At 74.8% G+C, this 20417-nt stretch carries 17 protein-coding genes; 13 read left to right on the forward strand and 4 right to left on the reverse strand.

Translation table 11 applies throughout. From position 1 onward, the window contains the following. Window positions 1-156 precede the first annotated feature (156 nt). The 4 genes from ispG to IF43_RS0106725 all read left to right on the forward strand — a co-directional run bounded on the left by ispG (window position 157) and on the right by IF43_RS0106725 (window position 4835). Window positions 157-1314, forward strand: a complete 1158-nt coding sequence (ispG, locus tag IF43_RS0106710) for a flavodoxin-dependent (E)-4-hydroxy-3-methylbut-2-enyl-diphosphate synthase (protein ID WP_037887509.1) — start codon at window positions 157-159, stop codon at window positions 1312-1314. A 146-nt stretch (window positions 1315-1460) separates the two neighbouring features. Then, window positions 1461-2306 carry a DUF4081 domain-containing GNAT family N-acetyltransferase gene (locus IF43_RS0106715; RefSeq protein WP_199922683.1) on the forward strand — a complete coding sequence of 282 codons (846 nt, stop codon included), beginning with the start codon at window positions 1461-1463 and terminating at the stop codon, window positions 2304-2306. An 86-nt stretch (window positions 2307-2392) separates the two neighbouring features. Further along, complete coding sequence (locus IF43_RS0106720; RefSeq protein WP_030195353.1) at window positions 2393-2992, forward strand: GNAT family N-acetyltransferase; 600 nt, start codon at window positions 2393-2395, stop codon at window positions 2990-2992. 148 nt (window positions 2993-3140) lie between these two features. Next, window positions 3141-4835 (forward strand): proline--tRNA ligase, encoded by a 1695-nt coding sequence (locus IF43_RS0106725; protein WP_030195356.1) that lies wholly within the window; start codon window positions 3141-3143, stop codon window positions 4833-4835. 65 nt (window positions 4836-4900) lie between these two features. Here the strand turns inward: IF43_RS0106725 and IF43_RS36130 are convergent, their stop codons facing one another. From IF43_RS36130 to IF43_RS0106745, 4 genes are all read right to left on the reverse strand, one after another. Beyond that, window positions 4901-5902, reverse strand: a complete 1002-nt coding sequence (locus IF43_RS36130; protein ID WP_051794804.1) for a slipin family protein — start codon at window positions 5900-5902, stop codon at window positions 4901-4903. Between the two features lie 145 nt (window positions 5903-6047). Next, entirely contained in the window at window positions 6048-6941 is an 894-nt protein-coding gene (locus tag IF43_RS0106735) for an aminoglycoside phosphotransferase family protein (protein WP_030195362.1), read from the reverse strand. 16 nt (window positions 6942-6957) lie between these two features. Then, window positions 6958-7416: a ferritin-like domain-containing protein gene (locus IF43_RS0106740; RefSeq protein ID WP_030195366.1), complete on the reverse strand. Its 459-nt coding sequence runs from the start codon at window positions 7414-7416 to the stop codon at window positions 6958-6960. Further along, window positions 7413-8033 carry a hypothetical protein gene (locus IF43_RS0106745; RefSeq protein WP_030195369.1) on the reverse strand — a complete coding sequence of 207 codons (621 nt, stop codon included), beginning with the start codon at window positions 8031-8033 and terminating at the stop codon, window positions 7413-7415. The genes IF43_RS0106740 and IF43_RS0106745 overlap by 4 nt, the downstream gene beginning before the upstream one ends. Before the next feature lie 164 nt (window positions 8034-8197). Between IF43_RS0106745 and rimP the strand changes: the two genes are divergently transcribed. The 9 genes from rimP to IF43_RS0106790 all read left to right on the forward strand — a co-directional run bounded on the left by rimP (window position 8198) and on the right by IF43_RS0106790 (window position 20354). After that, complete coding sequence (gene rimP / locus IF43_RS0106750) at window positions 8198-8710, forward strand: ribosome maturation factor RimP (RefSeq protein WP_030195371.1); 513 nt, start codon at window positions 8198-8200, stop codon at window positions 8708-8710. 2 nt (window positions 8711-8712) lie between these two features. Further along, entirely contained in the window at window positions 8713-9705 is a 993-nt protein-coding gene (gene nusA, locus IF43_RS0106755) for a transcription termination factor NusA (protein WP_030195373.1), read from the forward strand. A gap of 144 nt (window positions 9706-9849) precedes the next feature. Then, window positions 9850-10125: a YlxR family protein gene (locus IF43_RS0106760; protein WP_030195376.1), complete on the forward strand. Its 276-nt coding sequence runs from the start codon at window positions 9850-9852 to the stop codon at window positions 10123-10125. 147 nt (window positions 10126-10272) lie between these two features. Continuing rightward, on the forward strand, window positions 10273-13353 hold the full coding sequence (gene infB, locus IF43_RS0106765; RefSeq protein WP_030195379.1) for a translation initiation factor IF-2: 3081 nt from the start codon (window positions 10273-10275) through the stop codon (window positions 13351-13353). A gap of 210 nt (window positions 13354-13563) precedes the next feature. Further along, complete coding sequence (locus tag IF43_RS0106770) at window positions 13564-13857, forward strand: DUF503 domain-containing protein (RefSeq protein WP_030195381.1); 294 nt, start codon at window positions 13564-13566, stop codon at window positions 13855-13857. A 35-nt stretch (window positions 13858-13892) separates the two neighbouring features. Next, entirely contained in the window at window positions 13893-14333 is a 441-nt protein-coding gene (gene rbfA, locus IF43_RS0106775) for a 30S ribosome-binding factor RbfA (RefSeq protein ID WP_030195384.1), read from the forward strand. Continuing rightward, complete coding sequence (gene truB / locus IF43_RS0106780; protein WP_030195388.1) at window positions 14330-15235, forward strand: tRNA pseudouridine(55) synthase TruB; 906 nt, start codon at window positions 14330-14332, stop codon at window positions 15233-15235. The genes rbfA and truB overlap by 4 nt, the downstream gene beginning before the upstream one ends. Window positions 15236-15634: 399 nt before the next feature. Continuing rightward, window positions 15635-19303: a serine protease gene (locus IF43_RS42405; protein ID WP_051794807.1), complete on the forward strand. Its 3669-nt coding sequence runs from the start codon at window positions 15635-15637 to the stop codon at window positions 19301-19303. A gap of 94 nt (window positions 19304-19397) precedes the next feature. Next, window positions 19398-20354: a bifunctional riboflavin kinase/FAD synthetase gene (locus IF43_RS0106790; protein ID WP_078909956.1), complete on the forward strand. Its 957-nt coding sequence runs from the start codon at window positions 19398-19400 to the stop codon at window positions 20352-20354. The last annotated feature ends 63 nt before the right edge of the window (window positions 20355-20417 follow it).

The raw sequence follows: 20417 nt of genomic DNA on the forward strand, positions 1-20417 counted from the left end.
CCCCTACGTTCGGGTGTACGCCCGGCGCCGGGGCCCCGCCGCGTGCGCGGGGCGCGCGCTGATTGGCGTAATCTCGGGCCTGGAGCCCGCCCGGAAGCCGGGCTCGGAGTCCGCCGTCAGCGGGACCTTGATCCAGACCTTGGGGTTGCACAGCAGATGACTGCCATTTCTCTCGGAATGCCGGCCGTGCCGACGAAGCTCGCCGACCGGCGGGTCAGCCGCAAGATCCAGGTCGGCTCCGTGGCCGTCGGCGGCGACGCGCCCGTCTCCGTGCAGTCCATGACGACCACCCGCACGTCCGACATCGGTGCCACCCTCCAGCAGATCGCCGAGCTGACCGCCTCCGGCTGCCAGATCGTCCGGGTGGCCTGCCCGACCCAGGACGACGCCGACGCGCTCGCGACCATCGCGAAGAAGTCGCAGATCCCGGTGATCGCCGACATCCACTTCCAGCCCAAGTACGTGTTCGCCGCCATCGACGCCGGCTGCGCCGCCGTCCGCGTGAACCCGGGCAACATCAAGCAGTTCGACGACAAGGTCAAGGAGATCGCCCGGGCGGCCAAGGACGCCGGCACTCCGATCCGCATCGGCGTCAACGCCGGCTCCCTCGACGCCCGGCTGCTGAAGAAGTACGGCAAGGCCACCCCCGAGGCCCTCGTCGAGTCCGCCCTCTGGGAGGCCTCCCTCTTCGAGGAGCACGACTTCCGCGACATCAAGATCTCGGTCAAGCACAACGACCCGGTCGTGATGGTCGAGGCCTACCGCCAGCTCGCCGCCCAGTGCGACTACCCGCTCCACCTCGGCGTCACCGAGGCCGGCCCCGCGTTCCAGGGCACCATCAAGTCCGCCGTGGCCTTCGGCGCCCTGCTCTCCCAGGGCATCGGCGACACCATCCGCGTCTCGCTGTCCGCGCCGCCGGCCGAGGAGATCAAGGTCGGCATCCAGATCCTGGAGTCGCTCAACCTCCGCCAGCGCCGGCTGGAGATCGTCTCCTGCCCCTCCTGCGGCCGCGCCCAGGTCGACGTCTACAAGCTGGCCGAAGAGGTCACCGCGGGCCTGACGGGCATGGAGGTCCCGCTGCGCGTCGCCGTCATGGGATGCGTCGTCAACGGCCCCGGCGAGGCCCGCGAGGCCGACCTCGGCGTCGCCTCCGGCAACGGCAAGGGCCAGATCTTCGTCAAGGGCGAGGTCATCAAGACGGTCCCCGAGTCGAAGATCGTCGAGACGCTGATCGAGGAGGCGATGAAGATCGCCGAGCAGATGGAGAAGGACGGCGTGATGTCCGGCGAGCCCACGGTCGCCGTCGCCGGCTGACCGCCCTCCCCGCACCCCTCCCGGCCCCGTTCCCGCAGCTCGCGGGCGGGGCCGGTCCCGTTCCGTGACCTGTGAACGGGGGCAACCCCGGGTGCCGCCGGGTACAGTGCGACAGATCAGCAGACCCGCACGGTGAGGCCCCCACAGTGTTGACGCAGACCACCACCAGGGTCCTCGAGCCCAGCGACCTCGGCGCCGCGCTCGAGGTGCTCGACCGCGACCCGGTCGCCAACGCGTTCGTCACCTCCCGGGTCCGGGTGGCCGGCCTCGACCCCTGGCGCCTGGGCGGCGAGATGTGGGGCTACTACGAGGACGGCCGGCTGGTCTCGCTCTGCTACGCGGGTGCCAACCTCGTCCCCGTGTGCGCCACCCCCGCCGCCGTACGGGCCTTCGCCGACCGCGCCCGCAGGACCGGCCGCCGCTGCTCGTCCGTCGTCGGCCCGGCCGAGCCCACCGGGCAGCTGTGGCGGCTGCTGGAGCCCCACTGGGGGCCCGCCCGCGAGATCCGCGCCCACCAGCCGCTCATGGTCACGGAGGAGCCCTCCCGCGACATCGCGCCCGATCCCCTGGTCCGCCGGGTGCGCAAGGACGAGATGGACCTGATCATGCCGGCCTGCGTGGCCATGTTCACCGAGGAGGTCGGCGTCTCCCCGCTGGCCGGGGACGGCGGACTGCTCTACCAGGCCCGGGTCGCCGAACTCGTCGCGGCCGGCCGCTCCTTCGCCCGGGTGGAGGACGGCCGGGTCGTCTTCAAGGCCGAGATCGGCGCCGCCACCGCCCGCGCCTGCCAGATCCAGGGTGTGTGGGTGGACCCCGAGTTCCGCGGCCGGGGCCACTCCGAGACCGGGATGGCCGCCGTGGTCGCGTACGCGCTGCGGGACGTGGCCCCGGTGGTGAGCCTCTACGTCAACGACTACAACACCGCGGCCCGGGCGGCGTACCGGCGCGTCGGCTTCCACGAGGTCGGGGCGTTCATGAGCGTGCTGTTCTGAGGGCCGGGCCGTGGTGCCGCGCCGTCGGCACGCGCGGCCCGACGAGCGCTGTTCCGACCGTATGACCGCCGAGTAGGGTTCGCCGCATGGTGCATTCGCCCGGGGGTGACCCCCGTCTTCCCGACGGTGACCGGCTGCCGGCCGGCGTCGTGCTCGCGCCGCTGGACCTGGCCGCCCGCGTGGACGAGGCCCTGGAGGTCCAGGCCGTCGCCTTCGGACTCACCGACGAGGAAGTGGGCATCCGCCGTCACATCGTGCAGCGGCACATGACCTACCCCGGGGCCCGCGCGCTCGGCGCCTTCGCCGAGGACGACGCCCGGCTCGTCGGCTTCGTGTACGGCATGCCCAACGACCGCATGCACTGGTGGTCCACCGTCGTCGAGCCGTACCTGCGCGTCCAGGGCGAGGACGGCTGGCTGGACGGCTCGTTCACCATCACCGAACTGCACGTGCACCCCGGCTTCCAGGGCCGGGGGGTCGGCCGCGGCCTGATCACCCGCATCACCGACGGCGCGGCGGAGTCCCGCTCCATCCTCTCCGCCATCGACATCGAGAGCCCGGCGCGCGGCCTGTACCGCGCCCTGGGGTACCGGGACCTCGCCCGCCGGGTGTACTTCCCCAGCGCACCCCAGCCGTACGCCGTGATGGGCGCCCCGCTGCCGCTGCTCCGGGGCGCCGCCCGGTAGTGCGTCCGGGCCCGCGCCTGCCCGCCGCCGCGGCGACGGCCCGCGGACCGGTGCGCGGGCCCGTAAACCGGTACGGACCGCCCGCCCGCACGGACTAGCCTCCTGTTCAAGACCCGTACCCCCACGGCCCTTCGAGCAGGAGCGCAGCATGTCCCAGCCCGTCCAGCGGATGTCCCGACTCATGGTGAAGACGCTCCGCGAGGACCCGGCGGACGCGGAGACCCTCAGCCACCGGCTGCTGGTCCGCGCGGGCTACGTACGGCGCAGCTCGGCCGGCGTCTGGAGCTGGCTGCCGCTCGGCAAGCAGGTCCTCGACAACGTCTCGCGGATCGTGCGCGAGGAGATGGACGCCATCGGCGCACAGGAGGTCCTGCTCCCCGCGCTGCTGCCCCGTGAGCCCTACGAACTGACCGGCCGCTGGGAGGAGTACGGCGACCTGCTCTTCCGGCTCAAGGACCGCAAGGGCGCCGACTACCTCCTCGGACCCACCCACGAGGAGGTCTTCACCCAGATCGTCAAGGACCAGTGCGCGTCCTACAAGGACCTGCCGGTGATGCTGTACCAGATCCAGACCAAGTACCGGGACGAGGCGCGGCCCCGCTCGGGCGTGCTGCGCGGGCGCGAGTTCCAGATGAAGGACTCCTACTCCTTCGACGTCGACGACGAGGGCCTGGCCGCCTCCTACGCGCTGCACCGGGAGGCCTACCGGCGGATCTTCACCCGGCTGGGCATGGACTTCCGGATCGTCTCGGCCGTCTCGGGCGCGATGGGCGGTTCGGCCTCCGAGGAGTTCCTGGCGCCGGCCGCCGCCGGCGAGGACACCTTCGCCGACTGCCCGTCCTGCGGGTACGCGGCCAACACCGAGGCGGTGACCTTCGCGCTCGCGCCGGTCGCCGCCGACGAGGTGGGGCCCGTGGAGGAGCTCGACACCCCGGACACGCCCACCATCGAGGCGCTGGCCGCCCACCTGGGCGTACCGGCCTCGGCGACCCTGAAGAACCTGCTGGTCAAGGTCGACGGGGAGATCGTGGCCGTGGGCGTGCCCGGCGACCGCGAGGTGGACCTGGGCAAGCTCGGGGAGCACCTGGCCCCGGCGGTGGTCGAGCTGGTGACGGAGGCCGACTTCGCCGGCCGGCCCGACCTCGTCCGCGGCTACGTCGGCCCGCAGGGCCTGGAGAAGGTCCGCTACCTCGCCGACCCGCGCATCGCCCCGGGGACGTCGTGGGTGACGGGCGCCAACCGGGCCGACACCCACGCCCGCAACGTCGTGTGCGGGCGGGACTTCGAGGTGGACCGCCACCTCGACGTGGTCGTGGTCCGCGAGGGCGACCCGTGCCCCGCCTGCGGTGCCGGCCTGCGGCTGGACCGCGCCATCGAGGTGGGCCACATCTTCCAGCTCGGGCGCAAGTACGCCGACGCCTTCGGGCTCGACGTCCTCGGGGCCCAGGGCAAGCCCGTCCGGGTGACGATGGGGTCGTACGGGATCGGGGTCTCGCGGGTCGTCGCCGCGCTCGCCGAGCAGACGGCGGACGAGCGCGGGCTGTGCTGGCCCGCCGCGGTCGCGCCGGCCGACGTGCACGTCGTCGCCGCCGGCAAGGCGGTGCAGCTCGACCTCGCGACCCGGGCCGCGGACGCCCTCGCCGCCGCCGGCCGCCGCGTCCTCCTCGACGACCGGCCCGGCCTGTCCCCGGGCGTCAGGCTGACCGACGCGGAGCTGCTGGGCGTCCCGGTCGTCCTGGTCGCCGGCCGCGCCGCCGCGGACGGCCTCGTGGAGCTCCAGGACCGCCGCACCGGCACCCGGGAGACCCTCGCCCTCTCCGAGGCGCTCTCCCGCCTCGCCTAGCCCGTTCCCGGCCGCCCCGCCCGGCAGCCCCAGGCCGGCCCGCCCGGCCCGAGCGGCCCGCGTGGTCAGGCCGGGTCGCCGGGTGCGGCGCCGTCGGGTACGTCGGCGGCGCCGCGGGGCACCTCCACCGCCGGGCCCGGGTGCGCGTCCAGGGAGGACCCGGCCGCGGGCAGCGCGTCGGAGGGCAGGGCGTCGGCGGGGAGTTCCGTCAGCTCGACCGCGGGGTCCGCGGCCGGGGGAGCCCCGCCCGGGGCCTTGGACGGGGGCTTCGGGGCCGCCGGGTCGGCGTGCGGCGGGACCGGCTGGGCCTCGGCCGCGCGCTCCAGGAAGCGCAGCAGCTCCACCGGGAAGGGGAGGACCAGCGTGGAGTTCTTCTCGGCGGCGACGGCCACCACCGTCTGGAGCAGCCGGAGCTGGAGCGCGGCAGGCTGGTCGGCCATCACCCCCGCCGCCTCCGCCAGCTTCTTCGACGCCTGCAGCTCGGCGTCCGCGTTGATCACCCGCGCCCGGCGCTCCCGGTCGGCCTCCGCCTGCCGCGCCATCGAGCGCTTCATGGTCTCCGGCAGCGACACGTCCTTGATCTCCACCCGGTCGATCTGCACGCCCCATCCGACCGCCGGGCTGTCGATCATCAGTTCCAGGCCCTCGTTGAGCTTCTCCCGGTTGGAGAGCAGGTCGTCGAGGTCCGACTTGCCGATGATCGACCGCAGCGAGGTCTGCGCCATCTGGGAGACCGCGAACCGGTAGTCCTCGACCTCGATGATCGCGTTCCGCGGGTCGACCACCTTGAAGTACACGACCGCGTCCACCCGCACCGTGACGTTGTCCCGGGTGATGCCCTCCTGGGCCGGCACCGGGAGCGTCACGATCTGCAGGTTCACCTTGATCAGCCGGTCGACGAACGGGACGACCATGGTGAAGCCGGGTGACCGGACGCCCTCGCGCAGCCGCCCGAAGCGCAGGACCAGACCCCGCTCGTACTGCTTCACGACCCGCGCCGCCGCGGCCGTGTACACCCCGGCGCCCACGACCGCCGCGGCGGCTACTGCCAGCAGTTCCTCGACCATGACGGCCCCCTGCCAGACATGTCCACTACCTAACGGTATGCCCGGGGACGGGAGGCACAACCTGGTCCGGCGACGCTCAGCGGATGTCCGCCGGATCAGGGGTGTCCGCCGGATCAGGGGCGTCCAGCGGAGGGACGGACACGCCCTACAGCCAGGTGGCGAACTCCAGCAGCAGCTCCGCGTCCCGCCGCCGCCCCGCCGCCAGCGCCCGCGTGCCCGACTCCACCGCCCGGTAGACCGTCCAGCCCCGCAGGCGGTCCCGGTCCACCTCCAGCGCGTCGGCCAGCCGGTTCACCCGCCGCCGGGCCACGGCCGCCCCCGACGCGGCGGCCATCTGGTCCTCGAGCCGGTCCCGGACCAGCCGGGCCAGGTCGTACGCCCGCTCACCGACCACCGGCTCGGGGCCCACGGCCAGCCACGGCGCCCGGTCGCCCGCGAGCACCTTGCCCTGCCGGAAGGCGCCGTGCAGCAGCAGTTCCTCCGGCGGGAGGGCCACCAGCTCCTCCCGGACCGCCAGCGCCGTGCGCACCAGCTCCTGCGCCTCCTCGGGCGCCTTCGCCATCGCCTCCGCCTGCCGGGCCGTGCGCTCGGCAACCGTCTCGAAGCCGTGGCCCGCGGGCGGCTCCACCCACAGCCGCCGGATCGTGCCGAGGGCCTCCAGCTGGGCCTTCGAGTCGGGCAGCGAGCGCAGCGAGACCTCCGACTGGAGCCGCTCCAGCAGCATCGCCCCGTCCTCGTGCCGGGTGTCGAGCACCCGTACGGCCCCGAACCCGCCCCAGTGCGCCAGCGCGGCCACCTCCAGCTGCGGCCGGGCGACCGGCGGCGCGAGCTTGAGCGCGGCAGGGGTGCCGTCGGCGTACCGGACCAGCACGACCAGGCTGCTGCGGCCCCCCGGAGCCTGCACCCGCTGGGCGGTCAACTCCCGCTGGTCGAGCGCCTCCTGGGTGAGTTCGGGGAGGCGGGACAGCCACTCCCCGGCGGTGTCCGCGGGCCCTTCGCCGAGCGCCCTGACAAGCCGCTCAGGCGGTTCGAAAGCCATACGTGCGAGGTCCCTTTCAGCTGGTCGTGGCTCGTTCCGATCGTTCCACGAGCCCAGGGAAGGCTACGCCGCCGCCCCGCCAGCGCGCGGCGCGCAGGGCCGCGGCGGTCAGCGCGTCGGCCGCCTCCCGGCGCAGCGGGCCCTCCGCGGCCCGCACCAGATCGGAGTACGCGCCCGCCACCCGGTCCTCGACCCCGGCCGCGAGCCGCTCGGCGTCCGCCGGGGTGCGCACGGGTGCCGGCAGGGCGTACGCGGCCTCCGAGGGCCGGGGCGTCCCGCCGAGCGCCCGTACGGTGCGGGTCAGCGCGTCGCGGCGGGCGTGGTGGGCGGCGTACGCGGTCCGCGCCTCGGGCGCGCGCTCGCCCGCGACCCGGGCGCCGACGATCCCGTAGGCGTAGACGGCCGCGTGCTCGGCGGCCAGGGCGGCCTGTGCGGCCGCGAGCACGCCGGGGCCGCTCTCCGGCTTGTCGGTCATGCCTGGTTCTCCGTTCCGGTGAGGAGGTACGCGTGGACGGTGGCGCAGGCCGCGACCGAGGCCAGCAGCCGTGCCAGCTCCCCGGGCGCACCGTCCAGCGCCGCGGCGCGGGCGGTGGCGGTACGGCGCTCGGCCCCGGCCAGCGCGGCCAGTGCCGTCGCGGGGTCGGAGGGCGCCGGGTCGGTGGGGGGCGTGGCGGCCGGGGACCCCGACGGCGCGGGCGCCCCGGAGCCGGCCGGAGCGGCGGACGGCGGGGGAGGTGCGGGGGACGCGGGAGCGGCCGCACCGGTCGGACGCGGCGCCGTCGCCGGGTGCGTCCCGGCCGGGGCCAGGGCCAGGGCGTGCGCCGCCACCGCGGCCCGCAGCGGGGCGAGCCGGGTGCCGAGCGCCGGGTGGGCCGCGAGCGTGGCGTCGTAGCGCCCCAGCAGCTCCAGGGTCTCCCGGACGGCCGATTCCCTGATGCGCCGATCGGGTGGTACCGGTGCGGGCCGCCGTGGGCCGCCGCCGTCCCCGGAGCACCCGGAGAGCAGGACGGCGCCACCGGTCGCGGCCGCACCGGCGGCCAGCAGGCTTCTTCGCGAGGGGCGCGGGGGCCGCGCGGGCAGGGGGAACGGCACGGTGACGTCCTCGGGGGGTGGCGGAGGTGCGGGGCGGGACGGTGATCACCGTACCCGCGGCGTGCTGGGCCGGGGCGGACGGCAACACCCCCCGGGACCGGATACCCTTTGGTCTGACACGCGACGGAAACCACAACAGCACACGCGGCCGAGGAGTCACCCGGATGAGCACCACCCAGAGCGACAGGCTGCGCGGACTGCTGGAGCCGCTCGTCGCCGACAAGGGCCTGGACCTCGAGGAGATCGAGATGTCCCGTGCGGGTCGGCGCCGGATGCTGCGGATCGTGGTCGATTCCGACGAGGGCGTCGAGCTGGACCTGTGTGCCGAGCTGAGCCGTGAGATCTCCGACAAGCTCGACGAGACCGACGCGATGGGCGAGGACGAGTACGTCCTCGAGGTGAGCTCGCCGGGCGCGGACCGCCCCCTGTCCGAGCACCGCCACTACGTACGGGCCCTCGGCCGCCTCGTGAAGTTCCAGCTGACCGCCCCCGGCGACAAGGGTGCCGGCGAGCTGGTCGCGCGCATCCTCGACGTCGACGACGAGGGCCTCGACGTCGAGATCCCGGGCGTCAAGGGCCGCAAGGCCACCACCCGACGGATCGCGTTCGCGGACATCGCCAGGGCGCGTGTCGAGATCGAGTTCAACCGCAAGGACAAGAAGGAAGAGGAGGCGTAGCCGTGGACATCGACATGAGTGCCCTGCGGGGTCTGGTCAGGGAGAAGGAGATCTCCTTCGACCTGCTGGTCGAGGCGATCGAGTCGGCCCTCCTCATCGCGTACCACCGCACCGAGGGAAGCCGCCGGCGCGCCCGCGTCGAGCTGGACCGCACCAACGGTCACGTGACCGTCTGGGCGAAGGAGGACCCGCAGGACCTGGAGGAGGGGCAGGAGGCCCAGGAGTTCGACGACACGCCGTCGGGCTTCGGCCGGATCGCCGCCACCACCGCCAAGCAGGTGATCCTCCAGCGGCTGCGCGACGCGGAGGACGACCTGACCTTCGGCGAGTTCGCGGGCCGCGAGGGCGACGTCATCACCGGCGTCGTCCAGCAGGGCAAGGACCCCAAGAACGTCCTCGTCGACATCGGCAAGCTGGAGGCCATCCTGCCCGTGCAGGAGCAGGTCCCCGGCGAGGAGTACCCGCACGGCCTGCGCCTGCGCACGTACGTGGTACGCGTGGCCAAGGGCGTGCGCGGGCCGTCCGTGACGCTCTCGCGGACCCACCCGAACCTGGTGAAGAAGCTCTTCGCCCTGGAGGTCCCGGAGATCGCCGACGGCAGCGTCGAGATCGCCGCGATCGCCCGCGAGGCCGGCCACCGCACCAAGATCGCGGTCCGCTCCACCCGGGCGGGCCTGAACCCGAAGGGCGCCTGCATCGGCCCGATGGGCGGCCGGGTGCGCAACGTGATGGCCGAGCTGCACGGCGAGAAGATCGACATCGTCGACTGGTCGGACGACCCGGCGGAGATGGTCGCCAACGCGCTGTCCCCCGCACGGGTGAGCAAGGTGGAGATCGTCGACATGGGTGCGCGCTCCGCGCGCGTGACCGTGCCGGACTACCAGCTGTCGCTGGCGATCGGCAAGGAGGGGCAGAACGCCCGCCTGGCCGCCCGCCTGACCGGCTGGCGGATCGACATCCGTCCGGACACCGAGCAGCCCGCCGAGCAGGGCTGAGGGAATAAACCGCTACCCGCCGGGGGTTCCCGGCGGGTAGACATGAGGAGACGGGGGCGGCTTGTCCAGCCCCCCGATCGGGACAACATCCGTTCGATTTCTCGCCCGAAGGGGTGAGGTCGGTGCGGGGAGGTAGACTTAGGCGTGTCTGGCCGGACGCATGCCCGCGCATGCCCTGAGCGCACCTGTGTGGGGTGCCGGGAGCGAGCGGCCAAGAGCGACCTGCTGCGGATCGTGGCGAGAGGGGACGAGTGCGTCCCCGATCCTCGCGGTACGCTGCCCGGCCGGGGTGCGTACGTGCACCCCGCCGTGAACTGCCTCGAGCTGGCGGTCCGCCGCCGGGCGTTCCCCAGGGCCCTTCGGACCCAGAGGGCGCTCGACACGGCGGAACTGCGCAAGACGCTCGAGGCGACACCGTAAGAAGAAGTACGGCACGGATCTCCGTGCGGTCAGGTACCTCGCGAGTTGGAAGTAGGTCGAGATTGCGATGAGCACTCGATGAGTACGCGATGAGTACGCCCATGAAGTAGCAACGGTCCGGCGGTAACCGGACCTAAAAGGAGCGAAGTGGCTAAGGTCCGGGTATACGAACTCGCCAAGGAGTTCGGAGTAGAGAGCAAGGTCGTCATGGCCAAGCTCCAAGAACTCGGTGAATTCGTCCGTTCGGCGTCCTCGACGATCGAGGCGCCCGTTGTACGCAAGCTGACCGACGCTTTGCAGGGTCCCGGCGGTGCCGGCAAGACCGCTGCGAAGCCCGGCGCGCCCCGCAAGGCCGCCCCTGCGAAGCCCGCGGCGCCCGCGCCGTCTCCGGCCTCCGCGGCCCGTCCCGCTGCCCCGAAGCCCGGCGCACCGGCCCCCAAGCCGGCCGCAGCCGAGGCTCCCGCGGCCAGCGCCCCGGTGACCCCGGCCGCCCCCGGCCCGCGTCCCGGTCCGAAGGCCCCGGCCCCGAAGCCCGCTCCGGCGGCTCCGGCTCCGGTCGCGGCCGAGTTCCAGGCGCCCCCGGCGGCGCCGCAGGCCCAGCGCCCCGCCGGCGCGACCCCGGGCCCGCGTCCCACCGGCAACCGTCCGGCCGGTCCCGGCCAGGGCGGCGCCCGTCCCGGCGCGCCGCGTCCGGCCGGCACCCCCGGTGCCCAGGCCCCGCGTCCCGGCGGCCAGGCCCCGCGTCCGGGCGCCCGTCCCGCGGGTCCCCGTCCGGGCAACAACCCCTTCACCTCCGGCGGCTCCACCGGCATGGCGCGCCCGCAGGCGCCCCGTCCGGGCGGCGCTCCGCGCCCCGGTGCCCCCGGCGCCGGTGCTCCCGGTGGTCCCCGTCCGCAGGCCGGCCCCGGTGGCGGCGGCCCGCGTCCGCAGGGTCCGCGCCCGACCCCCGGCGGCATGCCCCGTCCGCAGGGCGGAGCCCCGCGTCCGGGCGGTGCCCCGGGCGGTAACCGTCCGAACCCCGGCATGATGCCGCAGCGTCCGGCTGCCGGCCCGCGTCCGGGCCCCGGCGGTCGTGGCCCCGGTGGCCCCGGCGGTCGTCCGGCCGGTCCCGGTGGCGGCGGCGGTCGTCCCGGCTTCGCCGGTCGTCCGGCCGGTCCGGGCGGCGGCGGTCGTCCCGGTGGCGGCGGCGGCTTCGCCGGTCGTCCCGGCGGCGGTGGCGGTGCTCCCGGTGGCGGCGGCGGCTTCGGCGGCGGTCGTCCCGGCTTCGGCGGTCGTCCCGGCGGCCCCGGTGCCCGTGGTGGCACGCAGGGTGCCTTCGGCCGTCCCGGCGGTCCGGCCCGTCGCGGCCGCAAGTCGAAGCGTCAGAGGCGCCAGGAGTACGAGGCCATGCAGGCCCCGTCCGTGGGCGGCGTGATGCTGCCCCGCGGCAACGGCGAGACCGTTCGCCTGTCGCGCGGTGCCTCCCTCACCGACTTCGCGGAGAAGATCAACGCCAACCCGGCGTCGCTGGTCGCGGTCATGATGAACCTCGGCGAGATGGTCACTGCCACGCAGTCCGTCTCGGACGAGACCCTCCAGCTCCTCGCGGGCGAGATGAACTACCAGGTTCAGATCGTCAGCCCGGAGGAGGAGGACCGCGAGCTGCTGGAGTCCTTCGACATCGAGTTCGGCGAGGACGAGGGCGGCGAGGAGTACCTCATGCCGCGTCCGCCGGTCGTGACCGTCATGGGTCACGTCGACCACGGTAAGACCCGACTGCTGGACGCGATCCGCAAGACCAACGTGGTCGCGGGCGAGGCCGGCGGCATCACGCAGCACATCGGTGCGTACCAGGTCTCCACCGAGGTCAACGACGAAGAGCGCCGGATCACCTTCATCGACACCCCGGGTCACGAGGCGTTCACCGCCATGCGTGCCCGTGGTGCCAAGTCGACCGACATCGCGATCCTCGTGGTGGCGGCCAACGACGGTGTCATGCCGCAGACGATCGAGGCCCTGAACCACGCCAAGGCGGCCGACGTGCCGATCGTGGTCGCGGTCAACAAGATCGACGTCGAGGGTGCCGACCCGGTCAAGGTGCGCGGTCAGCTGACCGAGTACGGCCTGGTGGCCGAGGAGTACGGCGGCGACACGATGTTCGTCGACATCTCCGCCAAGCAGGGTCTGCACATCGACTCCCTGCTGGAGGCCGTCGTCCTCACCGCCGACGCCTCGCTCGACCTGCGGGCCAACCCGGAGCAGGACGCGCAGGGTATTGCGATCGAGTCGCACCTCGACCGCGGTCGCGGTGCCGTCTCCACCGTCCTGGTGCAGCGCGGTACCCTCCGCATCGGCGACACGATGGTCGTCGGCGACGCGTACGGCCGTGTCCGCGCCATGCTCGACGACAAGGGCAACAACGTCGAGGAAGCGGGTCCGTCGACCCCCGTCCTGGTCCTGGGTCTCACCAACGTCCCGGGTGCCGGCGACAACTTCCTCGTCGTGGACGAGGACCGCACGGCCCGCCAGATCGCCGAGAAGCGCGCGGCGCGCGAGCGCAACGCCAACTTCGCCAAGCGCACCCGCCGGGTGTCCCTCGAGGACCTCGACAAGGTGCTCAAGGCCGGTCTGGTCCAGGAACTCAACCTCATCATCAAGGGCGACGCGTCCGGTGCGGTCGAGGCCCTGGAGTCGTCCCTGCTCCAGCTGGACGTCGGCGAAGAGGTCGACATCCGCGTCCTGCACCGCGGCGTCGGTGCGGTCACGGAGTCGGACATCGACCTGGCCATGGGCTCGGACGCCATCGTCATCGGCTACAACGTCCGTGCGGCCGGCCGTGCCGCGCAGATGGCGGAGCGCGAGGGCGTCGACGTCCGGTACTACTCGGTGATCTACCAGGCCATCGAGGAGATCGAGGCGGCCCTCAAGGGCATGCTCAAGCCGGAGTACGAAGAGGTCGAGCTCGGCACGGCGGAGATCCGCGAGGTCTTCCGCTCGTCCAAGCTGGGCAACATCGCCGGTGTCCTCATCCGCTCGGGCGAGGTCAAGCGCAACACCAAGGCGCGCCTCATCCGCGACGGCAAGGTCATCGCCGAGAACCTCAACATCGTCGGCCTGCGCCGCTTCAAGGACGACGTCACCGAGATCCGCGAGGGCTTCGAGGGTGGTATCAACCTCGGAAACTTCAACGACATCAAGATCGACGACGTCATCGCGACGTACGAGATGCGCGAGAAGCCGCGCGTCTGACGCGCAGCGGTTCGCACTGGGTGCACCTCCCGGCGGTAGCTGGGGGATGTCGTGACCGGGGCCGGTCGGCGGAATTTCCGTCGATCGGCCCCGGCCGTTGCGTGTACGGTTTGGATGTTCCCGCCGAGCGCGTGGGCCGAGCGTGTCGGCCCGGCGGGCACCCCAGGGCGGGCGCCACCGAACCCGAACCGGCGGGACATCCGGATCTGCATGTACGTAGGGACTCTGTCCTTCGACCTGCTCCTCGGCGACGTACGGTCGTTGAAGGAGAAACGCTCCGTCGTCCGGCCCATCGTCGCCGAGCTCCAGCGGAAGTTCTCCGTGAGCGCGGCCGAGGTCGGCGACCAGGACCTGCACCGCCGCGCCCGTATCGGCGTGGCCATGGTGTCGGGGGACACGGGGCACCTCTCGGACGTACTGGACCGCTGCGAGCGGCTGGTCGCGGCGCGTCCGGAAGTGGAGCTGCTGTCGGTGCGGCGCCGGCTCCACGGTGATGAAGACTGAATGCTTGACTTGCAAGAAAAGAAGGAGACGGACCAGTGGCCGACAATGCGCGGGCGAAGAAGCTGGCGGACCTCATCCGGGAGGTGGTCGCCGAGAAGCTGCAGCGCGGCATCAAGGACCCGCGTCTGGGTACGCACGTGACCATCACGGACACCAGGGTCACCGGCGACCTGCGGGAGGCCACGGTCTTCTACACGGTCTACGGTGACGACGAGGAGCGCGCCAGCGCCGCCGCCGGCCTGGAGAGCGCCAAGGGCCTCCTGCGCTCCGCGGTCGGCCGGGCCGCGGGCACCAAGTTCACGCCCACCCTGACCTTCGTCGCGGACGCCCTCCCGGAGAACGCCCGCACGATCGAGGACCTCCTCGACAAGGCGCGCGCCTCCGACGAGCAGGTCCGCGAGGCCTCCTCGGGCGCCACGTACGCCGGCGAGGCCGACCCCTACAAGAAGCCTGGCGAGGACGAAGCCGCCGAATGAGCACCAAGCCCACCCCGCCGGACGGCCTTGTCATCGTGGACAAGCCGTCCGGCTTCACTTCGCACGACGTCGTCGCCAGGATGCGCGGGATCGCGAAGACCCGCCGCGTCGGCCACGCCGGCACCCTCGACCCCATGGCCACGGGCGTGCTCGTGCTCGGCGTCGAGAAGGCCACCAAGCTCCTCGGCCACCTCGCGCTGACCGAGAAGGAGTACCTCGGCACCATCCGGCTCGGCCAGGACACCCTGACCGACGACGCCGAGGGCGACATCACCTCGTCCACCGACGCCTCCGCGGTCACCCGGGAGGCGGTGGACGCCGGGATCGCCAAGCTGACCGGCGAGATCATGCAGGTGCCGTCGAAGGTCAGCGCCATCAAGATCAACGGCGTGCGCTCGTACAAGCGCGCACGGGAGGGCGAGGAGTTCGAGATCCCGGCGCGGCCGGTGACGATCTCCTCGTTCCAGGTGTACGACATGCGCGAGGCGGAGGCCGCGGACGGCACCAAGGTCGTCGACCTGGTCGTGTCCGTGGTCTGCTCCAGCGGTACGTACATCCGCGCGCTCGCCCGGGACCTGGGGTCCGACCTCGGCGTGGGCGGACACCTTACGGCGCTGCGGCGCACGCGCGTGGGCCCGTACAAGCTCGACCGGGCCCGCACCCTCGACCAGCTCCAGGAGGAGCTCACGGTCATGCCGATCGCCGACGCGGCCACCGCGGCCTTCGCCCGCTGGGACCTCGACGCGAAGCGTTCCCGGCTGCTCGCCAACGGCGTGCGGCTGGACATGCCGGACGAGTACGCCCCGGGCAAGCCGGTGGCGGTGTTCGGCCCGGAGGGCCGGCTGCTCGCGCTCGTCGAGAGCAAGAACGGCAAGGCGAAGTCGCTGGCGGTCTTCGCGTAGCGGGACGGCGGACGGGCCTCTGACACACACCGGCGGCCGGGGGTCGGGCGGCGTGCGCGCGGCCCGGCGGTCCCCGGACGGCCGGCGGTCCTTGAAGGTCGTGACGAGGGCGGCCCCGCTCGGCGGGGCCGCCCTCGTCGTTCGCCGGGGTCCCTCCCCCCGGACCGTCGCGGAGCGGTGAGCGCACCCCCCTGCGCCGCTCACCGCTCCGCGTCCCCCTCGCTCCCCCTGCACGGTCTCTATCCACCCGACCTCCGCTATTCACCCTTCCGGGGCGGCGCTCGGAGTGAAAGGAGGGAGCGTGAGGGGGCGCGTTTCCGCGGTGTCCTGCCCGGGCGATCTTCGCCCCCTACCGTCTGCCGTACGGGGGAGCGGTGGGGAGGCGGGCGAGGGGGCGTGATGGCGGCTGGCGCCGACCGCGACGGCGGCGGGGACGGGAGCAGGAACAGGGGTCCGGTCGGGGGCGGTGCCGTCCACGGCCCCGCCCTAGTACGGCTGAGCGACCGGGCCGGCCGGCCCGGGGGAAGCGGGTTCGTCGCCGACGACACCGGCACCGTGGTCACCAGTCTGGAGGCCGTGACCGGGGCCCGGGGGCCGCTGGTCCTGCACGGCGCGGGGGAGCGGTCCTTCGAGGCCGGGCCGGACGCCGTGGTGCCGGTCCCGGAGCACGGGCTGGCCTTCGTACGGACCGACGGTCTCGGGGTGCGACCGCTGCCGGTGGCCGCGGCGCCGCGGATCGCCGCCGGGACGTACGTGCACCTCGCCGCGGGAGGCTGGCGCCAGGCCCGGGTGCTCCGGGCGACCGGCACCGCGCTGGACCTCGCCATCGGCACGGACGGCCGCGACGCGCTCCGGGACGGCGGCGAGGCGACCGGCGGACCGGTCCTGGACGTCGCGACCGGGGCCGTCCTCGGTGTCCTCAGCGGTGGTCCGCGGGCGGTGCCGCTGCGGGCCGCCGCCGCGGCCGCGCCCGACGGCCCGCTGGCCGCGCTGCTGGCGCGCAACGCCGCGACCGTGCCCGCGTACGGCCCGGAACTCAACCTCGCCGGCGCGCTCCAGCTCACCGCCACCACCCTCGGGGCGGCGGACGGCGGACCGGACCCCGTGGCACGCCCCGCCGTGGCACGGGAGCTGGCGGCCTTCGCGGCGGGTCCGGAGGCCGTCTGCGCGGTGGTCGGCTACCCGGGCGCCGGGCGTACGACCGAGCTCGCCGCCCTCGCGCGCCGCCGGGCCCGCGGCCCCGAGCCGGCCCCGACCGTGTGGCTGCGCGGCGCCGACCTGAAGGCGGGGGACACCTCCCTTGCCGAGGCGGTCGGCCGGGCCCTGCGGGAGGCGGGCCGGATCGTGGCCGCGGCGGAAGCCGCGCCGTACGGGACGGACGCCGTGCCGTACGGGACGGACGGGCCGCCCCGCCGGCCGGCGGCCGGAGCCCGCGGACCCGGCACCGGGGGGCCCGCGGCCGGACCGTCCCCGGCCGCGGGGCACCGGCGCCCGGTCGGCGACCCCGCGGAGCCGGTGGACCCGGCCCGGGTGGCGGCCCTGGCCCTGGCCGCGGGCCGTCCGCTGCTGGTCGTGCTCGACGCGCCGGAGGAGATGCCGCTGCGGCTCTCGGGGGCGCTGGCGGAGTGGACGGCCGCCACCCTGCGCTGGCTGCGTCAGGGCGGGGCGCGGCTCGTGGCGGGGTGCCGGTGGGAGTTCCACGAGTACTGGGAGCAGGCCGGTCTCACGGGTGCGCCCGCGGTCCGACTGGGCGACCTGGCGGCGCCGGAGGCGGCCACCGTCCGCGGCCGGTACGGCATCCCCGACACCGGCGTGGCCGCGCGGGACGCGGGCCACCCGCTGACGCTGCGGCTGCTGGGAGAGGTGCGCGCGGCGGGTGTCACCGAGGGCTGCCCGGACCGCGACGAGACCTTCACGGCGTACCTCGCGCTGGTCTGCCTGCGCATCGCGACCCGCCTGACCGCCGACCCCCTGACGCCCGGGCGCGGCCCCGGCGGCCCGGAGGGAGCGGGGGCGGACGGTGCCTCCGCGGGGCCGGGTGCGCGCTCCGGCGGGTCGGCCCGGGGAGCGGGGTCCGGTGGTGCCGCGGGGGGTGCGCGGGCGGGTTCGGCGGCGCACGCCGGTGCGGGGGCGGCGGGCGACGGCGCTCGGCGGGATGCGGGGGCGGGATCCGCGGGCGCGCATCCGCGGGCGGGGTCCGCCGGTACCGCCGGGGGTTCGGGAGCGGGTTCGGGTCGTGCCGGGACCGGGACCAGGACCAGGACCGGGGCCGGGGACGCGGCGGGGGCGGGGGCGTGGGCGGGGGCGTGGGCGGGGGCCGGTCGGGAGGACGCGGGGCCGGGTGCGGGGGGCGGTCGCCGGCGGCGTGCCGACGGCGGGGCGACGCGCGACCAGGCCGGCGCTGCCTTCCGCGACCGGCCCGGTGGGAGCGGCTCCGGGAGGCATGCCGCGGTACGGGTGCCGGGGCGGGAGGTCCGGCGGCTCGCCGCGCGGGTCTCCGGCCGGGTGCACGAGGCCGCCCGGCTCTGCCTGTCGCGCGGGGACCTCGACCGCGCGGCCTTCGAGGCACTGTTCCCGTGGCGCACCGGCTGGGCCTCGGCCGTTCTGACGGAGGGGCTGCTGGTCCCGGCGGGGGAGGGGTACCGGTTCGCCCACGAGGAGTTCGCCGACTGGCTCCAGGCCGCCCACCTCGACCTGCCCGGCGCCCTGCACCTCCTGACCGGCCCCCCGCTCCCCCCGCCGCGGCCCGCGACCGCGTCACCGGGGCCGGGGCCGGGGCCGTCGGCGGCCGGACCGACCGGACCGCCCGTGGCCCCGCCGCCCCCAGGCCCCTCCGGCGGCCCCGGACGGGTGGCGTCGGCCGCGCCCGCGACCGCGCGTGCGGCGGCCGCGGACGGAGCGGCGGCCGCGCCCCGGGTGCCCCGGCACCGGGTCGGCGTGGTCGTCGAGGCGTTGCTCCAGCAGGACGCCCCGACCCTGGCCCGGTCCCTGGCCGGCCTGGTCGAGGCCCTCGCCCAGACCGCGCCGCCGCCACCCGCCGCGAGGCCCGGCCCGGCCGGTCCGGGGGAGGCGTTCCGCGCCGGGAACGGCGGGCGCGCCGGCGAGGTCCGTCCCGACCCGCGGGCCGGGTGGGGCGCGGCGCGCGTCGGGCGTGCCCGACCCGCCGCCGCGGGGGAGACGGGACCCGCGCGCGGGTGGCCGGCGACGGTCGTCGGCTCGGAGGGCGGCGCGGCCTTCGCAGGGCCGGGCGGTGCGGCCGGGAGTGCTGACGGCGGCGCGGCCGGTGGAGGGACGGGTGACGGCGGGGCCGGGGAGCGGGAGTGGTGGGCGGGGCGGCTGCTGCGGGAGGTGCTGCTGCGGCTGGGCGACGTACGGCCGTACCTCGGCGTCCTGCGCGTACTTGCGCTCCTCCCGGCGCCGCCGGGGGCCGGGCTCGGCGGGTGCTTCTGGGAGCGGCTCGCCCTCCCCGAGCCCGACCGGTTGGACCTGCTGCGCAACCTGCTCCCCGGCGACGCCCCTCCCGGCACGCCCGACCGCCGGCTGGACGCCGTCGTCCGTCGGCTGCACGCCGACCCGCGCGCCGTGCAGCCCCTGCTCTGCGACTGGTTCGGGGACGACACCCCCCTCGCCGCCACCCCCGGCGCCACCGTGGCCACCGCCGCCCAGGCCCTCCTCCACACCCACCGCGGCCTGGCCCTGGACGACCTCGCCGAGGCCCTGGTCGCCCGTGCCCATCCGCGCGCCGACGAACTCCTCGCGGTCCTCGCGGAGGAGGAGCCGTCCGCCCTCTGCCGGGCGGTGGACCGCTGGTCGCGCGACCCCCGCCCCGAACGCCGGGTCGCCGCGGCCGCGTACGGCCTCGCCACCGCCCCGTACGCCGCCACCCCCACCGACCGCGACCTGCTGCGGTTCGCCGCCCTCGCGCTGCTGGCCCGTCCCGAGGCCACCACGGCCCACGGCCCGGCCCTGGCCCTTCTCACCGTGCTCGAGAGGCACTCGAGCCCGCCCCTCAGGACCATGCCGATGACGGCGGACGAGCGGGGACATGGCAGTCTTAGACCTGCGTAAGGCGTCATCCGTGTCATCCGTGTGAGCGAATGACGTCCGCAGGGCAGAGGCATTCACTACCGGCACTACGGGTTTCGGGCGAGGAGCGGTCACAGTGCAGCGCTGGCGTGGCTTGGAGGAGATCCCCCAGGACTGGGGGCGCAGCGTCGTCACCATCGGCTCCTACGACGGCGTCCACCGCGGACACCAGCTGATCATCGGCAGGGCCGTGGCCCACGCGCGCGAGCTCGGCGTCCCCTCCGTCGTCGTGACCTTCGACCCGCACCCGAGCGAGGTCGTCCGCCCCGGCAGCCACCCGCCCCTGCTGGCCCCGCACCACCGGCGCGCCGAGCTCATGGCCGAGCTGGGCGTGGACGCGGTGCTGATCCTGCCCTTCACCGCCGAGTTCTCCCAGCTGTCCCCGGCGGACTTCATCGTGAAGGTGCTGGTCGAGGCGCTGCACGCGAAGGTCGTCATCGAGGGCCCGAACTTCCGCTTCGGCCACCGCGCCGCCGGCACCACGGACTACCTCGCGGAGCTCGGCGCCACGTACGACTACGAGGTCGAGGTCGTCGACCTCCACGTGAGCGGCGCGGCGGGGGGCGGCGAGCCGTTCTCCTCGACGCTGACCCGGCGGCTGGTCGCCCAGGGCGACGTCGAGGGCGCGGCCGAGATCCTCGGGCGGCCGCACCGCGTCGAGGGCGTGGTCGTGCGCGGCGCGCAGCGCGGGCGCGAGCTCGGCTACCCGACGGCGAACGTCGAGACCCTGCCGCACACCGCGATCCCGGCGGACGGCGTGTACGCGGGCTGGCTGAGCGCGAACGGCGAGCGGATGCCGGCGGCCATCTCGGTGGGCACGAACCCGCAGTTCGACGGGACCGAGCGGACCGTCGAGGCCTACGCGATCGACCGGGTCGGGCTCGACCTGTACGGGCTCCACGTGACCGTGGACTTCCTGGCGTACGTGCGCGGCATGGCGAAGTTCGAGTCGCTGGAGGGCCTGCTGGAGGCCATCGCGGACGATGTGAAGCGGGCGCGGGCGCTGACCGAGGCGTACGACGCGGACCACTAGAACACCCCCAGGCCCTGCTGGTTCCCCGCTCGTCCCCGGTCGCCCGGAGCCGAGCCCGAGCCC

This window comes from Streptomyces sp. NRRL S-87 (assembly GCF_000719335.1).
In the GTDB taxonomy this organism is placed as follows: Bacteria; Actinomycetota; Actinomycetes; order Streptomycetales; family Streptomycetaceae; genus Streptomyces.

Excerpts from the sequence above, each read along its gene's own strand:
- rimP (WP_030195371.1), top strand. The coding sequence starts at position 8,198 with ATGAGCACCACCCAGAGCGACAGGCTGCGCGGACTGCTGGAGCCGCTC.
- IF43_RS0106725 (WP_030195356.1), top strand. The coding sequence starts at position 3,141 with ATGTCCCAGCCCGTCCAGCGGATGTCCCGACTCATGGTGAAGACGCTC.
- IF43_RS42405 (WP_051794807.1), top strand. The coding sequence starts at position 15,635 with ATGGCGGCTGGCGCCGACCGCGACGGCGGCGGGGACGGGAGCAGGAAC.
- IF43_RS0106770 (WP_030195381.1), top strand. The coding sequence starts at position 13,564 with ATGTACGTAGGGACTCTGTCCTTCGACCTGCTCCTCGGCGACGTACGG.
- IF43_RS0106740 (WP_030195366.1), bottom strand. The coding sequence starts at position 7,416 with ATGACCGACAAGCCGGAGAGCGGCCCCGGCGTGCTCGCGGCCGCACAG.
- IF43_RS0106720 (WP_030195353.1), top strand. The coding sequence starts at position 2,393 with ATGGTGCATTCGCCCGGGGGTGACCCCCGTCTTCCCGACGGTGACCGG.
- truB (WP_030195388.1), top strand. The coding sequence starts at position 14,330 with ATGAGCACCAAGCCCACCCCGCCGGACGGCCTTGTCATCGTGGACAAG.
- IF43_RS36130 (WP_051794804.1), bottom strand. The coding sequence starts at position 5,902 with ATGGTCGAGGAACTGCTGGCAGTAGCCGCCGCGGCGGTCGTGGGCGCC.
- ispG (WP_037887509.1), top strand. The coding sequence starts at position 157 with ATGACTGCCATTTCTCTCGGAATGCCGGCCGTGCCGACGAAGCTCGCC.
- IF43_RS0106735 (WP_030195362.1), bottom strand. The coding sequence starts at position 6,941 with ATGGCTTTCGAACCGCCTGAGCGGCTTGTCAGGGCGCTCGGCGAAGGG.